The following is an 18,789-nucleotide window of genomic DNA, read 5'->3' as shown; positions in this document are numbered from 1 at the left end:
ATAGGCGATCTCTTCGAACTCGGACGTGTTGGCGAGATCGAGAATGTCGTAGCCGCGATAGTGCAGATCGTTGCCGGTGCGGCCGACCGTGCACAACGCCGTATTGCCCGCCGTCACGCCGGACAGCGCAACGGACTTCTTCGGCTTGAAACCGCCCGTGGCGGTGCTGTTGTCTGCTTCGCTCATGTGTTCGTCTCCTGGGTGCGTTATTTCTGGGCGGAAAACAGCTGGTCGAGCTTGTCTTCGTAGGCGTGATAGCCGAGGTACTTGTACAGGTCCGCGCGCGATTGCATGGTGTCGACGGCAGCCTTTTGCGTGCCGTCGCGCCGCACGGTTTCATAGAAGTTCAGCGCCGCCGCGTTCATCGCGCGATATGCGCCGCAGCAGTACAGCGCAATATCGACATTCGCGTCCTTCAGTTCATCGACGGTGAAGAAGGGCGTCGAACCGAACTCGGTCAGGTTCGCGAGAATCGGCACCTGCACCGCCGCCTTGAAGCGCCGGTAGTCGTCGAGCGTCTTCATCGCCTCCGGGAAAATCATGTCCGCGCCGGCTTCGACATAAGCGACCGCGCGCTCGATCGCGGCATCGATGCCTTCGACAGCCGCCGCATCCGTGCGCGCCATGATGACGAAGGAGGCGTCGGTGCGGGCATCGACGGCCGCCTTGACGCGATCCACCATCTCGCCCTTCGAGACGACTTCCTTGCCCGGACGATGGCCGCAGCGCTTCTGTCCGACCTGGTCCTCCATGTGCACGGCCGCCACACCGGCCTTGATGAACGAGCGGACCGTGCGCGCGATGTTGAACGCGCCGCCCCAGCCCGTATCGATATCGACCATCAGAGGCAGCGACGATGCATCCGTGATGCGCCGCGCGTCGGTCAGCACGTCTTCCATGGTGCTGATGCCGAGATCCGGCATGCCGAGCGAGTTCGCGGCGACGCCGCCGCCCGACAGATACAGCGCCTTGAAGCCGACGGCCTCGGCCATCTTCGCCGCATAGGCGGTAATGGCGCCGACGACCTGCAAGGGGGATTCGTCCTGGACGGCCTGGCGGAAGCGCGCGCCGGCAGTCTGTTCGAGTGGCGAAGTTGAATTCAAGTTGATGTCTCCTTGGAAGGCTCCGATCGTTTGCAAAATCCCTGCCATGTGGGGCGGGCGGTGTAAGCCGTTGATTTGCCTGAACTTGGCTGCCTGCCTCGCACGCTCGATGATTTCAGGAATGAAATTCGTGTTTCGGAATGGGAACGCGTGGGTTAGGCTAGGAGTTTCAGAAGAAACAGCCCAACATGAAACCCGAAACCGCCTCACGCCCCCGCATCTGGGCGGTCGGCATCAGCCGGCTGCGCGACCTGTTCATGGACGTCGGCGAGGAATACGCCGACCGCGCCGATCTCGACGCCATCCCGCTCGGCTACGAAGACGCCGTCACGCGCATCGAGTCCGAAACCGGCGAGCGGCCCGATGTCATCGTCGCGGGCGGTTCGAACGGCGCGTATCTGAAGACGCGCGTGTCGGTGCCGGTGGTGATCGTCAGCCCGACCGGCTTCGACGTGATGCAGGCGCTCGCCAAGGCGCGCCGCGAGGACGCCCGCATGGCGCTCGTCACGCACGGCGAGACGCCGCCGGAGATTCGCCGCTTTCTCGCCGCGTATGCCATCGATGTGGCCTGCGAGTCGTATCGCTCGGCACAGGACGCGGAGCATCTCGTGCTCGATCTGCGCGACCGCGGTATCGACGTGGTCGTGGGCCCGGGCCTCGTGACCGATCTCGCCGCCCGTGCCGGCATGCAGTCGGTGTTTCTCTATTCGCGCACGTCGGTTGCCTCGGCGCTGGAGACCGCGCTCGAAGTCGCGCAGGCGATGCGTCGCGAAGCCGGGCGGCGCGCGCGGCTCGACAACCTGCTGCAGCATCTGCGCGACGGCGTCGTGGCGGTCGATGCCGAGGGCCGCATCGAAGCGATCAATCGCCGCCTGCTCGATGCGCTCGGCCTGCCCGATGCCGCCCGCGTCGCCGGCCGTGCGCTGCTCGACGTGGCGCCGGCGCTCGACGGCATCCTGCCCGCGGACGGCGAGGATGTCGTCGGCCATGTGCGCGGCGTCAGCTACGCGATCCATCGCGGGCCGCTCGGCGCGGACGGCGCCACAAACGGCACGCTGTTCACGTTCCAGGAATCGCGCGCCGTCGAGCGGCTGGACCGGACCCTGCGCGCGCGGCAGGGCGCACAGGAATTCGTCGCGCGCTACCGGCTGGAAGCGATCGTCGGCGAGTCGGACGTCATGCAGCGGGTGAAGACGCTGGTGCGCAAGTACGCCACGTCCGACGCCACGCTGCTGATCCTCGGCGAAAGCGGCACCGGCAAGGAAATGGTCGCGCAGAGCATGCATCAGATGAGCCGCCGCAAGGACTTTCCGTTCGTCGCGATCAACTGCGGCGCGTTTCCGGAAGCCTTGCTGGAAAGCGAACTGTTCGGCTATGAGGAAGGCGCGTTCACCGGCGCGCGCAAGGGCGGCCGGGCGGGGCTGATCGAAGCGGCGCATCGCGGCACGCTGTTTCTCGATGAAATCGGCGAGATGCCGTCGTCGCTGCAAAGCCGGCTGCTGCGCGTGTTGCAGGAACGGGAAGTCGTGCGGCTCGGCTCGACCGAACCGACGCGCGTGGATATCCGCGTGATCGCCGCGACGCATCGGCCGCTGGCGCAGGCCGTGCAGGACGGCTCGTTCCGCGCCGATCTGTTTTACCGCATCAACATCCTGAGCATCGCGTTGCCGCCGCTGCGCGCGCGGCCCGGCGATATCGCGCCGCTTGCCGTCGAACTGCTCGCGCAGGCAGCAAGCCGCGATGAAACGCTCGGCAGGCGGCTGCCGGATCGCGATGCGGTCGGCAAGGCGCTCGCGCCCTTGCAGGCGGCGCTGGGCGCCTATCGCTGGCCGGGCAACGTGCGCGAACTGCAGAACGTGATCGAACGTGTCGCCGTGGAGATGGCGCATCTGCCGGGGCGGAGCGGGCGCGAGCCGAAGCTGTCGCTGGACGATTTCGCGGCCCTCGCGCCCGAAGTCTTCGATACGGCGCAGGACGCGGACGCCAACCCCGGTCTGCGCCAGATGAGCCGCACGGCGGAGGCGGATCAGGTCCGCGCCACGCTGAACGAATACGGCGGCGATCGCGATGCGGCGTGCCGGGCGCTCGGCATCAGCAAGACCACGCTGTGGCGCAAGCTGAACGACAAACGCTGACTGGAGTCGGGAAACTACGGAGAAAACGCCTGCCCGGCGGAAAGCTTTCAGAAGGGCACGGTTTCTTATACTTCCTGACATTGCAGGCGATTGTTTCAACAAGCGCCTTGAAGCTGTTCAGGAGACTTTCTCAATGCCGTTCCGAGCACGATCGCTCGTCCGCTGGCTGGTCTGCGTTGCCTTGGCAAGCGCGCTGTGCGCGGCGCAGGCGGCGCGCGCGGAGCCCATCCGGCTGATGACGGGCGGCGTCGCCAAGCTGATCTATCTGCCGGTCATGCTCGCCGACCAGCTCGGCTACTTCCGTCGCGAAGGACTCGACGTGCGCGTGCTGTCTTCGCCGGCGGGCATCGACACGTCCACCGAACTCGTCGCCGGCGCCATCCAGGGCGCGGTCGGTTTCTACGACCATACGATTGGTCTGCAAAGCCGTGGCATGGACGTGCAGTCGGTGATCGTGCTGGGGCGCTCGGCGGGCCTGATCGAACTGACGCGCAGCGCGAGCGCCATGCGCACCATGGCCGATGCCAGAGGCCGCAAGCTTGGCGTGACCGGTTTCGGCTCATCGACGGATTTCCTCACGCGCTATCTGGCGGCCCGCGCGGGTGTGCCGGCCGGCGCCTATACCGTGGTGCCGCTCGCGACCGAAGCGGCGTTCGAGCGGGCGCTCGTGTCGGGTGAAGTCGATGCCGCCATGACCGAGGAACCCACCGCCACGCGTCTTCTGTCGCGCGGCGTGGCGCGGCCGCTGGTGGACTTGCGCAGCATCGCCGACTCGCGCGCGCAACTGGGCGGTTCCTACGTGGGCGCGTGTCTCTACATGCGCCGCGAATGGATCGACGCCCATCCGGATGAAACGGCGCGTCTGGTGCGCGCGATGCTGGCCGCGCTGCGCTTCATCCAGACGCGCAGTGAGCAGGACATCGCGGCCGCGATGCCGGCGGCGCTGAAGGGCGACAACCCGGCCATCTACCGGCAGGCGCTGGCGGTCATGAAACCGGCTTTCTCGACCGACGGACGCATGCCCGCCGACGCCCCCGCGACCGTGCTCGCGATCCTGGCCGAAGCCGATACCGAAGTATCGGCGCGGCACGTCGATCTCGCGCGCACGTGGACCGACCGCTTCGTCGCTGCCGCGCAGTAACGCGATTCCACATCACAACGGAGACACGCTCATGCGAGCGATTCAGATTCACGAGTACGGCGGTCCGGAGGTTCTGAGCCGCGTCGAGATCGAGGTGCCGAAGCCGGGGCCGGGCGAGGTGCTGGTGCGCGTCGTCGCGGCGGGCATCAACTTCATGGACGTCCATACGCGCCAGGGCAAGTATCGTGATTCGCGCACCTATCCCGTGCGCCTGCCGTGCACGCTCGGCATGGAAGGCGCGGGCGAGGTGGTGGAATGCGGCGCGGGCGTCACGTCGTGCCGTCCGGGCGACCGGGTGGCGTGGTGCATCGCGTGGGGCGCGTATGCGGACTACGCGGTGATTCCGGCGGCACGTCTTGCGCGCTTGCCGGACGGCATCGCCTACGACGTGGCCGCCGCCGCGATCTTCCAGGGTTCCACGGCGCACTATCTGCTCGACGATGTCGCGCAACTTCAAGCCGGCATGACGTGCCTCGTACATGCGGCGTCGGGCGGCATCGGACAGTTGCTCGTGCAACTGGCGAAGCGGCGCGGCGTGCAGGTGTTCGCGACGACCAGCACCGCCGACAAGGCCGCCATCGCCCGCGAGCGCGGCGCCGATCACGTGCTGCTCTACGAGCACGGCGGCTTTGCGGACCGGGTGCGCGAACTGACCGATGGACGCGGCGTCGACGTGGTGTTCGATGCCGTCGGCAGGACGACCTTGCGCGACAGCTTCCGCGCGACGCGCGTGCGCGGGCTGGTGGTGAACTACGGTTCGGTGACAGGCCCGATGCGCGATCTCGATCCGTATGAACTCGGCGAAGCGGGTTCGCTGTTCCTGACGCGGCCGCGCCTCGCCGATCATCTCGCCGATGCCGCGACCGTTCAGCGCCGCGCCGACGATGTCTTCGCCGCCATCCAGCAAGGCGCGCTGCGTGTGGAGATCAACGGCCGCTACACGCTGGACGACGTCGAACTGGCGCATGCGGCGCTCGAAGAGCGGCGTCAGTCCGGCAAGGCCGTGATGGCGATCGCCTAGGCTTCAACTTTTCCCAATTCATCCGGCGACGCTCAAGCGTCGCCGGTGCCCCAACTCGTCCTTTCGCTATCCGAGGATGCTGATGAAAACCGATATTCCGAATCGCTCCGAATCGCCGTTCCGCTCCGTCTTTCGCGTGGTCAGCGGCAATTTCCTGGAGATGTACGACTTCACCGTCTACGCCTATTACGCGAGCGCCATCGCGCATACCTTCTTTCCGGCCGAGAACGAATTCGTCTCGCTGCTGCTCGCGCTGTCGGTGTTCGGCGCGGGCTTCGTGATGCGCCCGATCGGCGCGCTCGTCCTCGGCGCCTATGTGGACCGGCACGGACGCCGCAAGGGGCTGATCCTGTCGCTCTCGCTGATGGCGGTCGGCACCGCGTGCGTGGCGCTCGTGCCGGGTTATGCGGCCATCGGCATCGCGGCGCCGGTGGTCGTGCTGTTCGGGCGCCTGCTGCAAGGCTTCTCGGCGGGCGTGGAGCTGGGCGGCGTCTCGGTCTATCTCGCCGAGATCGCGACGCCCGGCCGGCGCGGCTTCTTCTGCTCGTGGCAGTCGGGCAGCCAGCAGGTCGCGGTGATCTTCGCGGCATCGCTGGGCGTGCTGCTCAATCAGACCCTGCCGCCCGCCGACGTCAACGCCTGGGGCTGGCGCATTCCGTTCCTGATCGGCTGCCTGATCGTGCCGTTCCTGTTCCTGATCCGCCGCACGCTGCGCGAGACCGATGAGTTCGCGACCCGCAAGCATCATCCGTCGATGAGCGAGATCATGAAGTCGATGGTGCAGAACGCCGGCTTGATTCTCGGCGGCATGGGGCTCGTCATCATGACCACGGCATCGTTCTATCTGATCACCACCTACACGCCGACCTTCGGCAAGAACGTGCTGCATCTGTCGTCGATGGATTCGCTCATCGTGACCGTCTGCGTGGGTCTCTCGAATTTGATCTGGCTGCCGGTGTCGGGCGCGGTGTCGGACCGTTTCGGACGCCGTCCCATCCTGCTGCTCTTCACCGTGCTGACCATCCTCACGGCCTATCCGGCGATGCAATGGCTGGTCGCGGCGCCTTCGTTCGAGCGTCTGCTGGCGGTGGAACTGTGGCTCTCGGTGCTCTATGCGTGGTACAACGGTGCGATGGTGGTCGCGCTCACCGAGCTGATGCCGGCGCACGTGCGCACGACCGGTTTCTCGATGGCCTATAGCCTCGCCACGCTGGTGGGCGGCTTTACGCCGGCCATCTCGACCTCGCTGATTCACTTCACCGGCGACAAGGCCGCGCCCGGCGCGTGGATGGCCGTGGCGGCCGTGTGCGGCGCGGTGGCGACGCTGGTGCTGTACCGCTCGCGCGAGGCCCGCAACGGCTACAGGTGGCACGGCGTGACCGAGCAATGAAACTGCTGCTGATCGAAGACAATCATCAACTGGCGCACTGGCTCGCGAGAACCCTGACCGACGAGGGCTTTCTCGTCGAGCACGCGCCGGACGGCGAAGCGGCCGAGGCGTCGCTCGCCGGCACGCGCTACGACGTCGTGCTGCTGGACCTCAACCTGCCGGGGATGTCGGGCAAGGCGGTGCTGCGGCGCATGCGCGACGGCGCCAACGACACGCCCGTGCTGGTGCTGACGGCCACGGGCGATATCGGCGAGAAGGTCATCTGCCTGAGCGACGGCGCGGATGATTACGTCGTCAAGCCCTTCGACGACCGCGAACTGGTCGCGCGCATCAAGGCACTGGCGCGGCGTCACGCGCCGGTGCGCTCGAACCGCCTGCGCTGCGGCACGCTGCTGTACGACATGGACCGCCGCCAGTTCTTCGTCGACGACGACGCGCTCTCCCTCACGCCGCGCGAGCACGCGGTGCTCGAAGCGCTGATCCTGCAGGCCGGGCGCACGGTATCGAAGGCGGTGCTGGCGGAAGCGGTGGACGACCGCGATGCGCCGCCGAGCGGCGATGCCATCGAAATCTATATCTCGCGGCTCAGGAAGAAGATCGAGAAGAGCACGGCGGCGATCATCACGCTGCGCGGGCTCGGCTATCTGCTGGAACATGAAGAGCCGCACGCGTAGCCTGCGCACGCGGCTGCTGCTCTGGCTCATCGTGCCGATGACGGCCTTCGGCCTGATCGCGGCCTGGATCACGCATGCCAACGCGCGCCGCACCGCCGACCTGCTGCAGGACGCGGCGCTGCTGGCCGCCGCCCGCGTGCTCGCCGCCGATGTGCGCTGGAGCGGCGACGACCTGGTGGCGTCGGTGTCGCCGAGCACGATCCAGATCGTCGGCACGCCGGAGGGCGATCAGGTGTTCTATCGCGTGCAGATTGCAGGCGGCGCGGTGATCGCGGGCACGTCCGATTTTCCGGGCCTGCCGCTCGCCGGCCTGCCGCAGTGGTACGACGCGCGCGTATCCGGACTGCCGGTGCGCGCGGTGTCGCTGACGCGGCCGATGTTCGACGCGGGACGCACCGTCGAGGTGGTCGTCTCCGTGGGACGCACGCAGGCGGCGCGCGACGCGCTCGTCGCCTCGCTGTGGAAGCCGCAGCTCGCCTATATCCTCGGCAGCATCGCCGTGGCGATGGCGCTGATCTGCGCGGGTCTCGCGCTGGAACTGAGGCCGCTCGAACGGCTCGCCGCCGCGCTCACCGCGCGTCCCCGGCAGGGCCGCAACCGCATCGACGCCACCGATCTGCACGCCGAGTTGCAGCCGCTGGTCGCGGCCTTCAACGCGTCGCTCGATGTCATCGAGCAGCAGAGCGCGACGCAGCGGCGCTTCATCGCCGACGCCGCGCATCAGATTCGCACGCCGCTCACGCTGCTCGGCTCGCAGCTTCAGTACGCGCGCCGTCAGCACAATCTCGACGAAGTGCGCGAGACGCTCGCGGCCATGCATCACAGCAATCGCGCGATGGTCGCGCTGATCAATCAGTTGCTGATGCTGGCGCAGGCCGAATCGGCCGATTACACGCGGTTCGAGCGAGAGTCCGTCGACCTGAAGGACGTGATCGCGCGCGCGGTGGAGAAGCTGGCGCTGGCGGCGAGCCGTCGCGACATAGAACTGGCCGTGTCCTTCGAGGACGCCGCGCTCGTCGTCAGAGGCAGCGAGCCGTTGCTGTCGGCGGCGCTTTCCAATCTTGTCGATAACGCGATCCGCTATTCGCCCGACGGCACGCGCGTCACGGTCGAAGCGCGGCGCGTGGACGATGCGGTGTTTGTATGCGTCCTCGACGAAGGTCCGGGCATTCCGGCGGAACTGCGCGAGCGGGTGTTCGAGCCGTTTTTCCGGGCGTCGGAGGAAGAGGGCAGCGGACTCGGGCTCGCCATCGCGCGGGAGATCGTGCGGGCGCATGGCGGGATGATCGAGATCGGTGAAGCTGCGCCGGAGCGGGGCGCGAAGTTCACGGTGATCCTGCGGGGGTGACGGCAAGCGGCGGCGGGCCGCCGTCCGCCACGGACTGCCCCTTCAGCCAGTCGAGCACGGCCTGCGCGCTCGCGGACAGCGTCCGTTCGCTGGAGACGGCCAGATGGTACGTATGGCCGTCGATGCCCGGTCCGAACGGCTGATGCAGATGGCCGGAAGCCAGTTCTTCCGCAACCAGCGCCTGGCTGACCAGCGCGATGCCCTGACCGGCCACGGCCGCCTGAATCGCGTGGCCTTCGTCCGAGAAGCGCAACTCGCCCGCCGATTTCGACACCGCCAGACCCGCCTCGGCAAACCAGCGCTCCCAGGTGGGATTGCGCGGATCGGAGCGATGCCAGTCGAAGCAGATCAGCGGCCAGCGCGCGAGATCATCGACTGAACGCACGCCGAGACGCGGATTGGCCACCGGCGCGAACCAGTCCGCCAACAGCGCTTCGGTGATGAGGCCCGGATAGGGGCCGCGTCCGTAACGAATCGCGATGTCGATGGCGGTCGAGCGCAGATCCACGGGTTCATCCGAAGCCTGCAATTGCAGGTCGATGCCCGGCAGGCTGTCGCGAAACCGCGTCATGCGCGGGACGAGCCATTTCACAGTGAACGCGTTCGTCGCCGAGATGACCACGCGCGGCCGCTGACGCAGCTGCGTCAGCCGGGCGAGCGCCGCCTGGAAAGCGTCGAAACCGTCGCGCAAGACCGGATAAAGCTGCGCGCCCGCATCGGTCAGCGTCACCCGGCGCACCTGACGGCTGAACAGCGACGCGCCGATCTGCTGCTCCAGGCCCCGGATCTGATGACTGATGGCCGTCGGCGTGACGGCGAGTTCGTCGGCGGCGGCCTTGAAGCTGCCGAGGCGAGCGGCGGCTTCGAACGCGCGAAGCGCTGAGAGCGGCAGGGAATGTCGGTGCATGGGCGCTTCGGTAGGCTCGGGATAGATGAGATCGGCTCATCTTACAGCTGACTATTCGTCCTTTGTCAGGCGTGTATCGCATGAGTATCGTCTTCTTGTCGGCGACACTTCCGCCGCCGATATACATGAAAGGAACTCAATCATGCGCGAACGCGTCATCACCCGTCCCGATCCCTACGAGTCCTTCCTGCTGTCGCAGGGCATCAAGGCCAACGGCTGGCTGTTCATCTCCGGCCAGGCCGGCGCGGACGAGGACGGGCAGATCGTGACGGGCGGCTTCATGGCGCAGGGCGAACAGGCCTTCGCCAACTTGCGGCGCGCGCTCGAAGCCGGCGGTGCGAGCCTGCATGATGTGGTCAAGGTGACGATCTTCGTGACCGACATGGGACACTTCGAAGACGTCGTCGCGCTGCGCCGCAAGTTCTTTTCGGCGCCTTATCCCGCCGATACCATCGCCGAGATCCGCGCGCTCTACACGCCCGAGGCGATGATCGAGATCGAGGCGATCGCCGTGGTGCCCGGCGCGGAGGACCGCTAAGCGCCTCCGCCATCCTGAAACGTGCGCGCCATGAAGTCGACGAACGCGCGACTCCGCGTCGACATCTGGTGACGTTGCAGGTAGACCGCGTAGATATCGGCGTTGGGCGTTTCGTAGTCGGTCAGCACGGGCACGAGGCGGCCACCGCGCAAGTCACCGAAGCGGTCTGCGCACTGCTTCAGAAAGTCGCGGCCGCGGCCTGACAATCTTATTTCGAGCGCCGGCTCCGCGAGGGCACGGCGCCGCCTCGTCCGGAGGAGACACATGCAGAACGACATCGAAGCGCGCGTATCGCGCAAGCTGATGTGGCGCATCATTCCGCTCGTCATGCTGCTGTATTTCGTGAGCTTTCTCGACCGTGTGAACAGTTCAAGGAGCACGAAGGCGAGGAGTTTCTCTTCGTGCATCGCGGCAAGATTGAAATGGAGTTCGCCACGCACAAGGTCGAGCTCGCGACGGGCGACTCCATCTACTTCAATGCACAGATTCCGCACCGGATTCGCTCGGTGGGTGCGGCGGTGGCCGAAGTGCTGCTGATCGTGGCCACCGATCTTTGATCGGTCCGCCTGCGGCCTACAACCCGAAGATGAGCGATCGATGCGCGGCGACGCCCGCCGTCACGCCGGCGGCCGAGGCGAACGTTGCGTTGGCCCACTCCGTCGCTGCATCGCCTGCGGCGAAGACGCCCGGGACGCTCGTCTGCTTTCCGTCGTCGACGACGAGGAACGACCCGAGCGCGCCGTCCTTGAGCGCGCATCCGAGTTGCTGCGCGAGCGGGCTTGCCTGGTGCGTCCGGGGCGCCACGAAGAGCGCATCGATGCCGACGACGCGACCATCGGCGAGACGCACTCCGGTCATCTCCGGCGCATTGCCCAGCACCTCGACGACGCGCGACGCTTCTATCCGCACATGACGAGCTTCGAGCAATGCAGTTTCGTCGGCTGTCGGTTCGACGATGCCTTGCGTGAACCATGTCGTCGGTCCCCAGTCGGGAACCAGCATCGCCTGATGGAATGAAAGCGGGTGCGTCGCCAGCACGCCCAGCTGCTTGTCCGCGACTTCGTAGCCATGGCAATACGGACAATGCAGCACCGAATGTCCCCAGCGTGCTTCGAGTCCCGGCAGGGCAGGCAGGTCATCGCGCATGCCGGTAGCCAGAATCAGGCGGTCCGCGCTCGACGAAGTTCCATCCGCACACGTCACCACGAAACGTCCGGCTTCGCGTTCGGCAGTGAGCGCTTCGGTGATCGCGACTCGCGCAGTCGGGTAGGCCAGCAATTGTGACCTTGCGTCGCGGATGATATCGGCCGGCGTCTTGCCATCCTGTCCGAAGAAGCCGTGCGAATGCGGCGCGAAGCGGTTGCGCGGCCGCCCTCCGTCCAGCACCAGCACGCGCCGTCTGGCACGCGCCAGCTGCATCGCCGCCGAGAGTCCCGCAAAGCTCCCGCCGATCACGATCACATCGAAGTGCGTTTCCATCTGATGTCCTTTCAAGTAACTTCACGAGTTTCATGATAGCCGCATGCTAAACTTTCATGCAACTTCAAAAGTTTCTTGAGATGATCGTCCGACATGAGAACCGATAGCCGCCTGTCACGCGTCCTGCATGCATTGATTCACCTGAAGCAGGCGGATGGACCATTGACCTCCGAAGCACTCGGCGAAATGCTCGGCACGAATGCGGTGGTGGTCAGACGCTTGTTCGGCGGGCTGCGGGACAGCGGTCTGGTTGCTTCGGAGAAGGGGCATGGCGGAGGGTGGGCGCTGGCGCAACCGCTCGAAAAGATCACGCTGCTGGATGTTTACCGGGCGGTGGGCGAGCCGCCTCTGTTCTCCGATCTGGTCTCCGAAGATCATCCGGAATGTCTCGTCGAACAGGCCGTGAATGCGCATCTCTCGGCCACCCTGCGCGACGCCGAAGCGGTCATGCTGGCGCGCTTCGAAAAGCTCACGCTTGCGGCGCTGATGCGCGGCGTCAGGCTTCCGGTGTCACGCGGGAGGGCTTCTGGCAAGCGCTGATAACTTCTTCGGTTCGTAACTTTTCCCGCATCGCAAACGGCAATGCTATTGCTCGGTAAATGACGATTCAAATGTAATAGTTCAGTAACCTTCCAGTAACACTCCGAACGTTTCCCTATAGTCATCAAACTGTCATCAACGCGCTATTGAGGCGATCTTTTGTCATCTCATAGCTTTGAATAACAAGGACGGTTTGGAGAATCATGCTGGAAATGTTACCGGGCACACAGACCAAAACGCGCAAGCCTCTGTCGTCGTCGACGCTTGCATCCATGCTCTTGTCGGTTCTTCTCGTTGCCTGCGGGGGCGGAGGCGGCAGCGATGGTTCATCGACTCCTGCAACCAGCGCAAGCGGATCACCGACGAGCTCAGCGAGTGCAACGCCGGAAGCGTCGGCGCCTGCTCAAGGCGGCAGCACTGCGCCGGATGACAATCCGCAGGCGAACGACTCCGGATCGTCGACAGCGCCTGCCGATAGCGGTACGACTCCAGGCGCAGGCACTGATACCGGCGCTTCAACCCCGGCCACGTCGGACAACGGCGCGTCCACGCCGGTCGTCATCGGCAACATCCTGCTGCCTGCCAAGGTAAGCATCACGACAGACGGCGCCGCACCCATCGCCGACAAAGTGAACTATGTCGGCGCGACGATCAGCATCGCGCAAACCGACAGCAACTATGTCTATTCAGGGCGGGCCTCCATTCGCGGACGCGGCCATAGCACCTGGGACATGCCAAAAAAGCCGTACAAGATCAAGCTCGACGAGAAGGCCGGCTTGCTCGGCTTGCCCAAGGACAAGAACTGGGTCCTGCTGGCGAACTACTCCGACAAGACCTTGTTGCGCAATCGCGCGGCCTTCGAGCTGGGCAAGCGGCTCGGCATGGACTGGACACCGCGTGATCTGCCTGTCGAAGTGACGTTGAACGGCGAATACCTGGGTGTCTACGATCTGGTTGAATCGGTCCGCGTGGACAAGAACCGCGTCAATATCGCCGACACCGATAACACCGTTGCTCCGGAGAATACCGGCTTCATTCTGGAGATCAACGAGCGTCTGGATGGCGATTCGTGCTGGACCACGACGCATGGTGTGCCGCTCTGTATCGATACGCCGTCGCCTGCGTCGGATGCACAGGCGGCCTACATCAGGCAATACGTGCAGGCCGCCGAGGATGCGCTGTTCTCGGATTCCGCCACGGATGCCGCTTCCGGCTATGAAAAGTACTTCGACGTCACCGCGCTGATCAACTGGTATCTCGTCAATGAGCTGTTCAAGAACCAGGATGCGCAAGGTTATGCGAGCATTTATCTCTACAAGGATGTCGGCGGCAAGTTGAAATTTGGTCCGCTTTGGGATTTCGACATCGGCGCCGGCAACGTCAACTATTCGGGCGCGCAGTATCCGCTTGGATGGTGGATCGCGGACAACAAGTGGATCTCGCGCATGAAGAGTGTGGATCCCACCTTCGAGACGCGCGTGCGGGCCAAATGGGTGGTAGCGAAGGCCGCGCAGATCGATACCTTGCCTGCGTATTTCGATACCAGCGCGGCGGCGCTCGTATCGAGCGGAGGCGAGGCGCGCAACTTCCAGCGCTGGCCCATTCTCGACCAGTCGGTGTGGCCGAATCCGGTCGTGACCGGCTCTTATCAAGGCGAGATCGACTATGTGAAGAACTGGCTCCAGCAACGCACGACCTGGCTGGACGAGAATCTCTGATCCTGCATTGGGACCCGGGCGCCAGGCGCGCTCGGGTTTGCCCCTAGTTCGCGATAAACAAATGGAATTGCTTCGCGAGGAATATTGATTGGATTTCTAACGGTCGCGGACCTATTGTGCGTCAGTCCAATGCCGCAATGCGCGCGTGCGGATCGATAAAACGGCCTCGCCGATTAGAACAAAACATCCAGGAGACTTTCCCATGGAGCAATCCTCCACGGCGCCGCGCGTGCCGGAGTCGGACGCCGGCGGCGTCCAGAACCTCGCTTCCAGCGATCAGGCCTCACCCCGGATCAAGCGCATCCAGCGTACCGCGCTGGCCCTGCTGCTTTTGAGCGGCGTCATCAATTACATCGACCGCGCCACCCTGTCCATCGCCAATCCGCTGATTCGCCAGGATTTGGGATTGTCCGTCGCTGAGATGGGCTTGCTGCTTTCCGCGTTTCTGTGGGCCTATGCGTTTGCACAATTGCCCGCAGGCGCACTGGTCGACCGCTTCGGCGCGCGCGTCATGCTCGCCGTCAGTCTCGCGACGTGGTCGGTGGCGCAGGCGTTCGGCGGCGTCGTGACCAGCTTCAGCCAGTTCTTCGCTGCGCGCATGGTGCTCGGCGTCGGCGAGGCGCCGCAGTTTCCGACGAGCGCCAAGGTCGTGCGCGACTGGTTCGGCAAGAAGGAACGCGGCGCGGCCACCGGCATCTGGAACAGTTCATCGACGCTCGGTACCGCGATCTCCGCGCCGCTCCTCACCGTGGTCATGCTGACCGTGGGATGGCGCTGGATGTTTGGCATCATGGGGATCGCCGGTTTGGTCGTGGCGCTGTGCTTCTATCTCGTGCATCGCGATCCGCGGCAAGTGGACCTGACCCACAGCGAGCGCGCTTATCTGACCGACGTCGAAGGAGAAGCCCAGACGCGTCCGACCTGGAGCGACTGGCGTCGCCTGTTCGAATTCGGCACGACGTGGGGCATGTTGCTGGGGTTCTTCGGCACGATCTACGTGCTGTGGCTCTATAACGCGTGGCTGCCGACTTACCTGCAAATGGAGTTTCACCTGACCATCTCCAAGTCCGGATGGATCGCGGCGGTGCCCTATCTGTTCGGCGTGGTGGGCAGCCTGTCCGGCGGGAAGATCTGCGACGTGCTTGCGCGCCGGGGCGTATCCGCGATCAACAGCCGTAAGTATCCGATGGCGGCCTCGCTGGCCGGCGTCGCGGTGTTCACGGTCCTGACCGGTCTCACGCACAGCGCAACCATGGCCGTCATCTTCATCTCGATCTCGATGTTGCTGCTGTACGTATCGAGCAGCGCGGCCTGGGCGACGGCATCGGTGGCGGCGCCCGCCAACTGCACCGCGTCCATCGGCGCCATGCAGAACTTCGGCGGCTACTTCGGCGGTGCGCTGGCGCCGGTGATCACGGGCTTCATCGTGCAGCAGTCGCACTCGTTCCAGCCCGCGTTGTTCGTGGGCGCAGGCGTGGCGGCGGTTGCCGTCATCGGCTACTGGCTGCTGGTGCGTGGCCCCATTCCTCCGGCTGCGCTCAGCCGGGACGCATAACCTCAGTGCAACAAGCGAGAGCCTTGGGCTCTCGCTTGCCTTCATCCAGCCAGGACTTCGGGAAGCCGAATGTCGTAGCGCTGCGCACAGGCGACAAGTGCCGGTGCGATGGTCGGATGCAATGCCACCCCGTCGCGCAGTTGCTCGCGCTTGAGCGCGAGTCCACGATCACCCGGCATGCGCACGCTCGACGTGCCGGGACGCGGCGGGTTATCGCGGCACGCTTCGCCGAGCCAGTCCATCTGCCGTGCGAATGCGGCGGGGCCGCCGAACGCCGCCGGATCATAAAGCGACAGGAAGACGGTGGCGCCCCAGCCATCGGCGGGATCGGCCCGGCCGTGACCTGCAAGACCGCCCGTCAGCGCCTCGATCAATAGCGCCAGCCCGAAGCCCTTGTGTCCGTACGTCATGCCGCCGACCGGCAGAATGGAGCCCGGCGGATCGGCTGACAGCACGCCGGGATCGCCGCTCGGATTTCCCTCTGCATCGAGAAAACAGGCTTCCTCGAAGACTTGCCCGGCCTTGTGCTGGCGCGCGGTCATGCCGTTCGTCACGGTCGATGCCGAGATGTCGATCAGGAACGGCGTGCCCGACGTGGGAATGCCCGCTGCGATCGGATTGGGCGTGAAGACCGAGCGCGTGCCGCCGTGAGGCGCCACGCTCTGCACGGCGGGATCCGAACTGCTGAGCACGATCAGGAAGCCTTCGGCCGTGGCCTTCTCCAGATAACTGGCCAGGCACGCGATATGGTGACTGCGCCGGATCACCAGCGTCGCGCTGCCATGCTCGCGCGCCTTCGGCACCAGCGCATCGATGCCGCTCAACACCAGCCAGGGGCCGGGAAGACGGCGGCCATCCCATAGCAGGCTTGCGCCACGCTCCGAGATGACTTCGGGTTCGCCGGAGCAGGTCATCGTGCCACGCTCGATTTCGCCGATATAACCCGGCAGCAAGGCGAGGCCATGTGTGTCGTGTCCCATCAGGTCGCCGTCCAGCAGCGTATGCGCGACCGCCTGCGCCTTGACCTCTTCCATGCCGGCCTTGACCAGCAGACGCCGCGCGAAGTCCTGCAATGCATCGGCGCGATATCGGACTCGTGCATTCATCGTGATTGTGTCCGTGAGAGTGATTGGAATGATTGATTTGATTGTGCAAAGACTGCCGCTTGCCTGATTGCGGGAAGCCGGTCTGAATTGTCCTTTGGGCTTTCGATAAAGGTCCAATCGCGAATTGCGTAAAATCAATTCCATCTGGTTATGAGTCGGCGTTTCCCTTCCTAGGTCTTACCCTTATGCCGCAAGATTCCACGCTGTCCGCTGCGCAAGTGCTGCCCAAGCTGCGCTTCAGGCATCTCCAGTTGCTGGAGCTGCTTGGACGCACGCGCAACCTGCGCATCGCGGCCGAGCAGATGCATGTTACCCAGCCGGCCGCCACCAAGATCCTGAGCGACCTGGAAGCGCTGTTCGGCGCGCCGCTGTTCGAGCGGCTGCCACGCGAGATGCGGCCCACGGACCTCGGTCTGCTCTCGGTGCGCTATGCCACTACCACTCTGTCCAATCTCGGCAAGTTCTCGAACGAGTTCGCGACGTTAAAGAACGGCGGTTATGGTCATCTCACGGTGGGCTTCATTCCGGCCTCCGCCGCTCAACTCGTGACGGCCGCGATCAAGGAGCTTCAGCGCAGGCGGCCGAGACTCATCATCAGGCTGGTCGAGCAGAGCAGCGATCAACTCGCCACATGGCTCGAGGAGAGACGGCTCGACGTCATGATCGGGCGGCCCACCGAGCCGCGCCATCAGGCGCTATTCCATGTGGTCGATCTGCTGGCCGAGCCGGCGCGCGTGGTGGCCGGGCGGCATCATCCGCTGCTGAAGCGGCGGCGCATGGAGATTGCCGATCTGGGCGAATGGCCGTGGATCCTGTACCCGCAGGGCACCGCCATGCGGCTGCTGTTCGAAGAGACGTTCGCGGCAACGGGCTTGCTTCCGCCGGTGGGCATCGTGGAGACACCGTCGATCTTCACGACGCTGGAACTGCTGCAGGCCACCGACATGATCTCCCTGCAGCCCCAGGCGGCGATGGACAAATATGTGAAGCACGGACTGCTTGGCTATCTCGACGTACCGATACGGCGGACGATGTCGAACTACAGTGTGCTGACGCGGAAGGAAGACACCATTTCGCAGGCGGCGGAGGAATTCGTGGCCATCGTGCTGGGCATCGCGGCGCAATGCTTGCCGGAGGCTCGTTCGCTCAGTCTCGCGCCCCCTCCCTCAGCAGTTCGATAAGGCGCGCCGCAATCGGCGAGAGCACGCTGCCCCGCCGCGTGACGATGCCGAAGGTCTGCGACGGCGAACGCAGCGCAATCGGCAGGATGCTCAGCATCTTGTGGCGCGCGAACATTTCGGCGATATCGGTGGGCAGGAGCGAAGCGAGATCGCGTCCCTGATTGAGCAGCGCGACCGTGACGAACGTGGAGGCCGTCGAGACGGTATTCGGCGGCATGTCGATGCCGGCCAGGTCCATCTCGCGCTCCAGCAGTTCGCGCAGCGGCATCTTGCTCGGATACGTCACCCATCGGCAATGCGCGAGGTCGTGCATGTCGAGCGGCTTGCGCGAACGCGGCGCCGAGCGATAACCCACCACCACGGACAAGGGCTCGTCGGCGAGCTTCACATAGCGGTACTTCGCCGGTTGCGCGCTGACCGCCGAGCGTCCGATGACGAGATCGAGCCGCCCTTCATCGAGTTGCGTCAGCATGCGCGCGCTCGTGTCCTCGACGATTTCAATGGTCACGTCCGGCCGTTCCGCGTGCAGCGCATCGAGCGCGGGCACGACGTGCGCGGGAATCGCGCCCATGATCGCGCCGATGGACAGCCGTCCGCCGCGCCCCGCCTTGATATCGGTGAGGTCGTGGCACAACTGCGTCAGGTCCGTCGTCAGCAGCCTTGCATAGTCGATCACGCGCCGTCCGTACGCGTTCGGAATCATGCCGGAGGCGGAGCGTTCGAAGAGCGCGGCATCGAGCATGGTTTCGAGTTCATGCAGCGCCTTGCTCGCAGCGGACTGCGTGATCGACAAAACGACGGCCGCCTTGTGCAGCGACTTGTGTTCGTCGAGCGCGATCAAGAGTTGCAGTTGCTTCATGCGCAACCTCGACAGCAGCATTTGGACGGTCTTCATCGGCGAGTAGAAAAAGTGATCGGGGGATGGAAACAATTCAATATACAGGGGCCGAAGC

Annotated in this window: 17 protein-coding genes and 2 pseudogenes; 12 read left to right on the top strand and 7 right to left on the bottom strand. The window is 65.1% G+C overall.

Annotated features, from left to right (window positions below; all coding sequences use genetic code 11):
* Together QCE64_RS34920 and prpB are read right to left on the bottom strand one after the other, a co-directional pair.
* Positions 1-186 (bottom strand): citrate/2-methylcitrate synthase (locus QCE64_RS34920; RefSeq protein ID WP_310008800.1); only part of this gene is annotated, 186 nt, incomplete at its 3' end.
* Positions 187-206: 20 nt separating this feature from the next.
* Positions 207-1,103: a methylisocitrate lyase gene (gene prpB / locus QCE64_RS34915; protein WP_309930644.1), complete on the bottom strand. Its 897-nt coding sequence runs from the start codon at positions 1,101-1,103 to the stop codon at positions 207-209.
* A 188-nt stretch (positions 1,104-1,291) separates the two neighbouring features.
* Here prpB and prpR point away from each other — a divergent pair, with 188 nt between their 5' ends.
* The 6 genes from prpR (at position 1,292) to QCE64_RS34885 (ending at position 8,812) form a co-directional block, all read left to right on the top strand.
* Positions 1,292-3,238, top strand: a complete 1,947-nt coding sequence (gene prpR / locus QCE64_RS34910; RefSeq protein ID WP_310008798.1) for a propionate catabolism operon regulatory protein PrpR — start codon at positions 1,292-1,294, stop codon at positions 3,236-3,238.
* Positions 3,239-3,371: 133 nt separating this feature from the next.
* Positions 3,372-4,379, top strand: a complete 1,008-nt coding sequence (locus tag QCE64_RS34905) for an ABC transporter substrate-binding protein (RefSeq protein ID WP_310008796.1) — start codon at positions 3,372-3,374, stop codon at positions 4,377-4,379.
* Positions 4,380-4,410: 31 nt separating this feature from the next.
* Entirely contained in the window at positions 4,411-5,400 is a 990-nt protein-coding gene (locus QCE64_RS34900; protein WP_309917845.1) for a quinone oxidoreductase, read from the top strand.
* Positions 5,401-5,482: 82 nt separating this feature from the next.
* Positions 5,483-6,790: an MFS transporter gene (locus QCE64_RS34895; protein ID WP_310008794.1), complete on the top strand. Its 1,308-nt coding sequence runs from the start codon at positions 5,483-5,485 to the stop codon at positions 6,788-6,790.
* On the top strand, positions 6,787-7,464 hold the full coding sequence (locus tag QCE64_RS34890) for a response regulator transcription factor (protein WP_309812846.1): 678 nt from the start codon (positions 6,787-6,789) through the stop codon (positions 7,462-7,464). Before QCE64_RS34895 ends, QCE64_RS34890 begins: the two co-directional genes overlap by 4 nt.
* Positions 7,445-8,812, top strand: coding sequence for a sensor histidine kinase (locus tag QCE64_RS34885; RefSeq protein ID WP_310008791.1), 1,368 nt, complete (start codon positions 7,445-7,447; stop codon positions 8,810-8,812). Before QCE64_RS34890 ends, QCE64_RS34885 begins: the two co-directional genes overlap by 20 nt.
* Here QCE64_RS34885 and QCE64_RS34880 read toward each other — a convergent pair.
* Positions 8,790-9,719 carry a LysR substrate-binding domain-containing protein gene (locus tag QCE64_RS34880; protein WP_310008788.1) on the bottom strand — a complete coding sequence of 310 codons (930 nt, stop codon included), beginning with the start codon at positions 9,717-9,719 and terminating at the stop codon, positions 8,790-8,792. The genes QCE64_RS34885 and QCE64_RS34880 overlap by 23 nt on opposite strands.
* A 142-nt stretch (positions 9,720-9,861) precedes the next feature.
* On the opposite strand from QCE64_RS34880, the gene QCE64_RS34875 reads away from it, so the two are divergent.
* Entirely contained in the window at positions 9,862-10,257 is a 396-nt protein-coding gene (locus QCE64_RS34875; protein ID WP_310008786.1) for a RidA family protein, read from the top strand.
* Here QCE64_RS34875 and QCE64_RS34870 read toward each other — a convergent pair.
* Positions 10,254-10,409, bottom strand: a pseudogene (locus tag QCE64_RS34870) (LysR family transcriptional regulator); the annotation flags it as partial. The gene QCE64_RS34875 and the pseudogene QCE64_RS34870 overlap by 4 nt on opposite strands.
* A gap of 231 nt (positions 10,410-10,640) precedes the next feature.
* Between QCE64_RS34870 and QCE64_RS34865 the strand changes: the two are divergent.
* A pseudogene (locus QCE64_RS34865) lies at positions 10,641-10,814 on the top strand (cupin domain-containing protein); the annotation flags it as partial.
* 16 nt (positions 10,815-10,830) lie between these two features.
* Here the strand turns inward: QCE64_RS34865 and QCE64_RS34860 are convergent.
* Positions 10,831-11,736 (bottom strand): NAD(P)/FAD-dependent oxidoreductase, encoded by a 906-nt coding sequence (locus QCE64_RS34860; RefSeq protein WP_310008784.1) that lies wholly within the window; start codon positions 11,734-11,736, stop codon positions 10,831-10,833.
* Between the two features lie 93 nt (positions 11,737-11,829).
* Here QCE64_RS34860 and QCE64_RS34855 point away from each other — a divergent pair, with 93 nt between their 5' ends.
* From QCE64_RS34855 to QCE64_RS34845, 3 genes are all read left to right on the top strand, one after another.
* Entirely contained in the window at positions 11,830-12,276 is a 447-nt protein-coding gene (locus QCE64_RS34855; RefSeq protein ID WP_309917829.1) for an Rrf2 family transcriptional regulator, read from the top strand.
* A gap of 203 nt (positions 12,277-12,479) precedes the next feature.
* Positions 12,480-13,994, top strand: a complete 1,515-nt coding sequence (locus tag QCE64_RS34850) for a CotH kinase family protein (protein WP_310008782.1) — start codon at positions 12,480-12,482, stop codon at positions 13,992-13,994.
* Between the two features lie 202 nt (positions 13,995-14,196).
* A complete protein-coding gene (locus QCE64_RS34845) occupies positions 14,197-15,549 on the top strand; it encodes an MFS transporter (RefSeq protein WP_309917823.1) in 1,353 nt (450 codons plus the stop codon).
* A 41-nt stretch (positions 15,550-15,590) separates the two neighbouring features.
* On the opposite strand, the gene QCE64_RS34840 is transcribed toward QCE64_RS34845, so the two are convergent.
* Entirely contained in the window at positions 15,591-16,655 is a 1,065-nt protein-coding gene (locus tag QCE64_RS34840; protein WP_309917820.1) for an Ldh family oxidoreductase, read from the bottom strand.
* 185 nt (positions 16,656-16,840) lie between these two features.
* Here QCE64_RS34840 and QCE64_RS34835 point away from each other — a divergent pair, with 185 nt between their 5' ends.
* Positions 16,841-17,836, top strand: coding sequence for a LysR family transcriptional regulator (locus QCE64_RS34835; protein ID WP_310008780.1), 996 nt, complete (start codon positions 16,841-16,843; stop codon positions 17,834-17,836).
* Here QCE64_RS34835 and QCE64_RS34830 read toward each other — a convergent pair.
* Positions 17,802-18,695: a LysR family transcriptional regulator gene (locus tag QCE64_RS34830; protein WP_404987853.1), complete on the bottom strand. Its 894-nt coding sequence runs from the start codon at positions 18,693-18,695 to the stop codon at positions 17,802-17,804. The genes QCE64_RS34835 and QCE64_RS34830 overlap by 35 nt on opposite strands.
* Positions 18,696-18,789: the final 94 nt, after the last annotated feature.

The organism is Caballeronia sp. LZ043, from assembly GCF_031451075.1.
GTDB lineage: Bacteria > Pseudomonadota > Gammaproteobacteria > Burkholderiales > Burkholderiaceae > Caballeronia.
The sequence above is the reverse complement of the archived record's forward strand: the minus strand, read 5'-3'. Positions and strand labels throughout refer to the sequence as shown.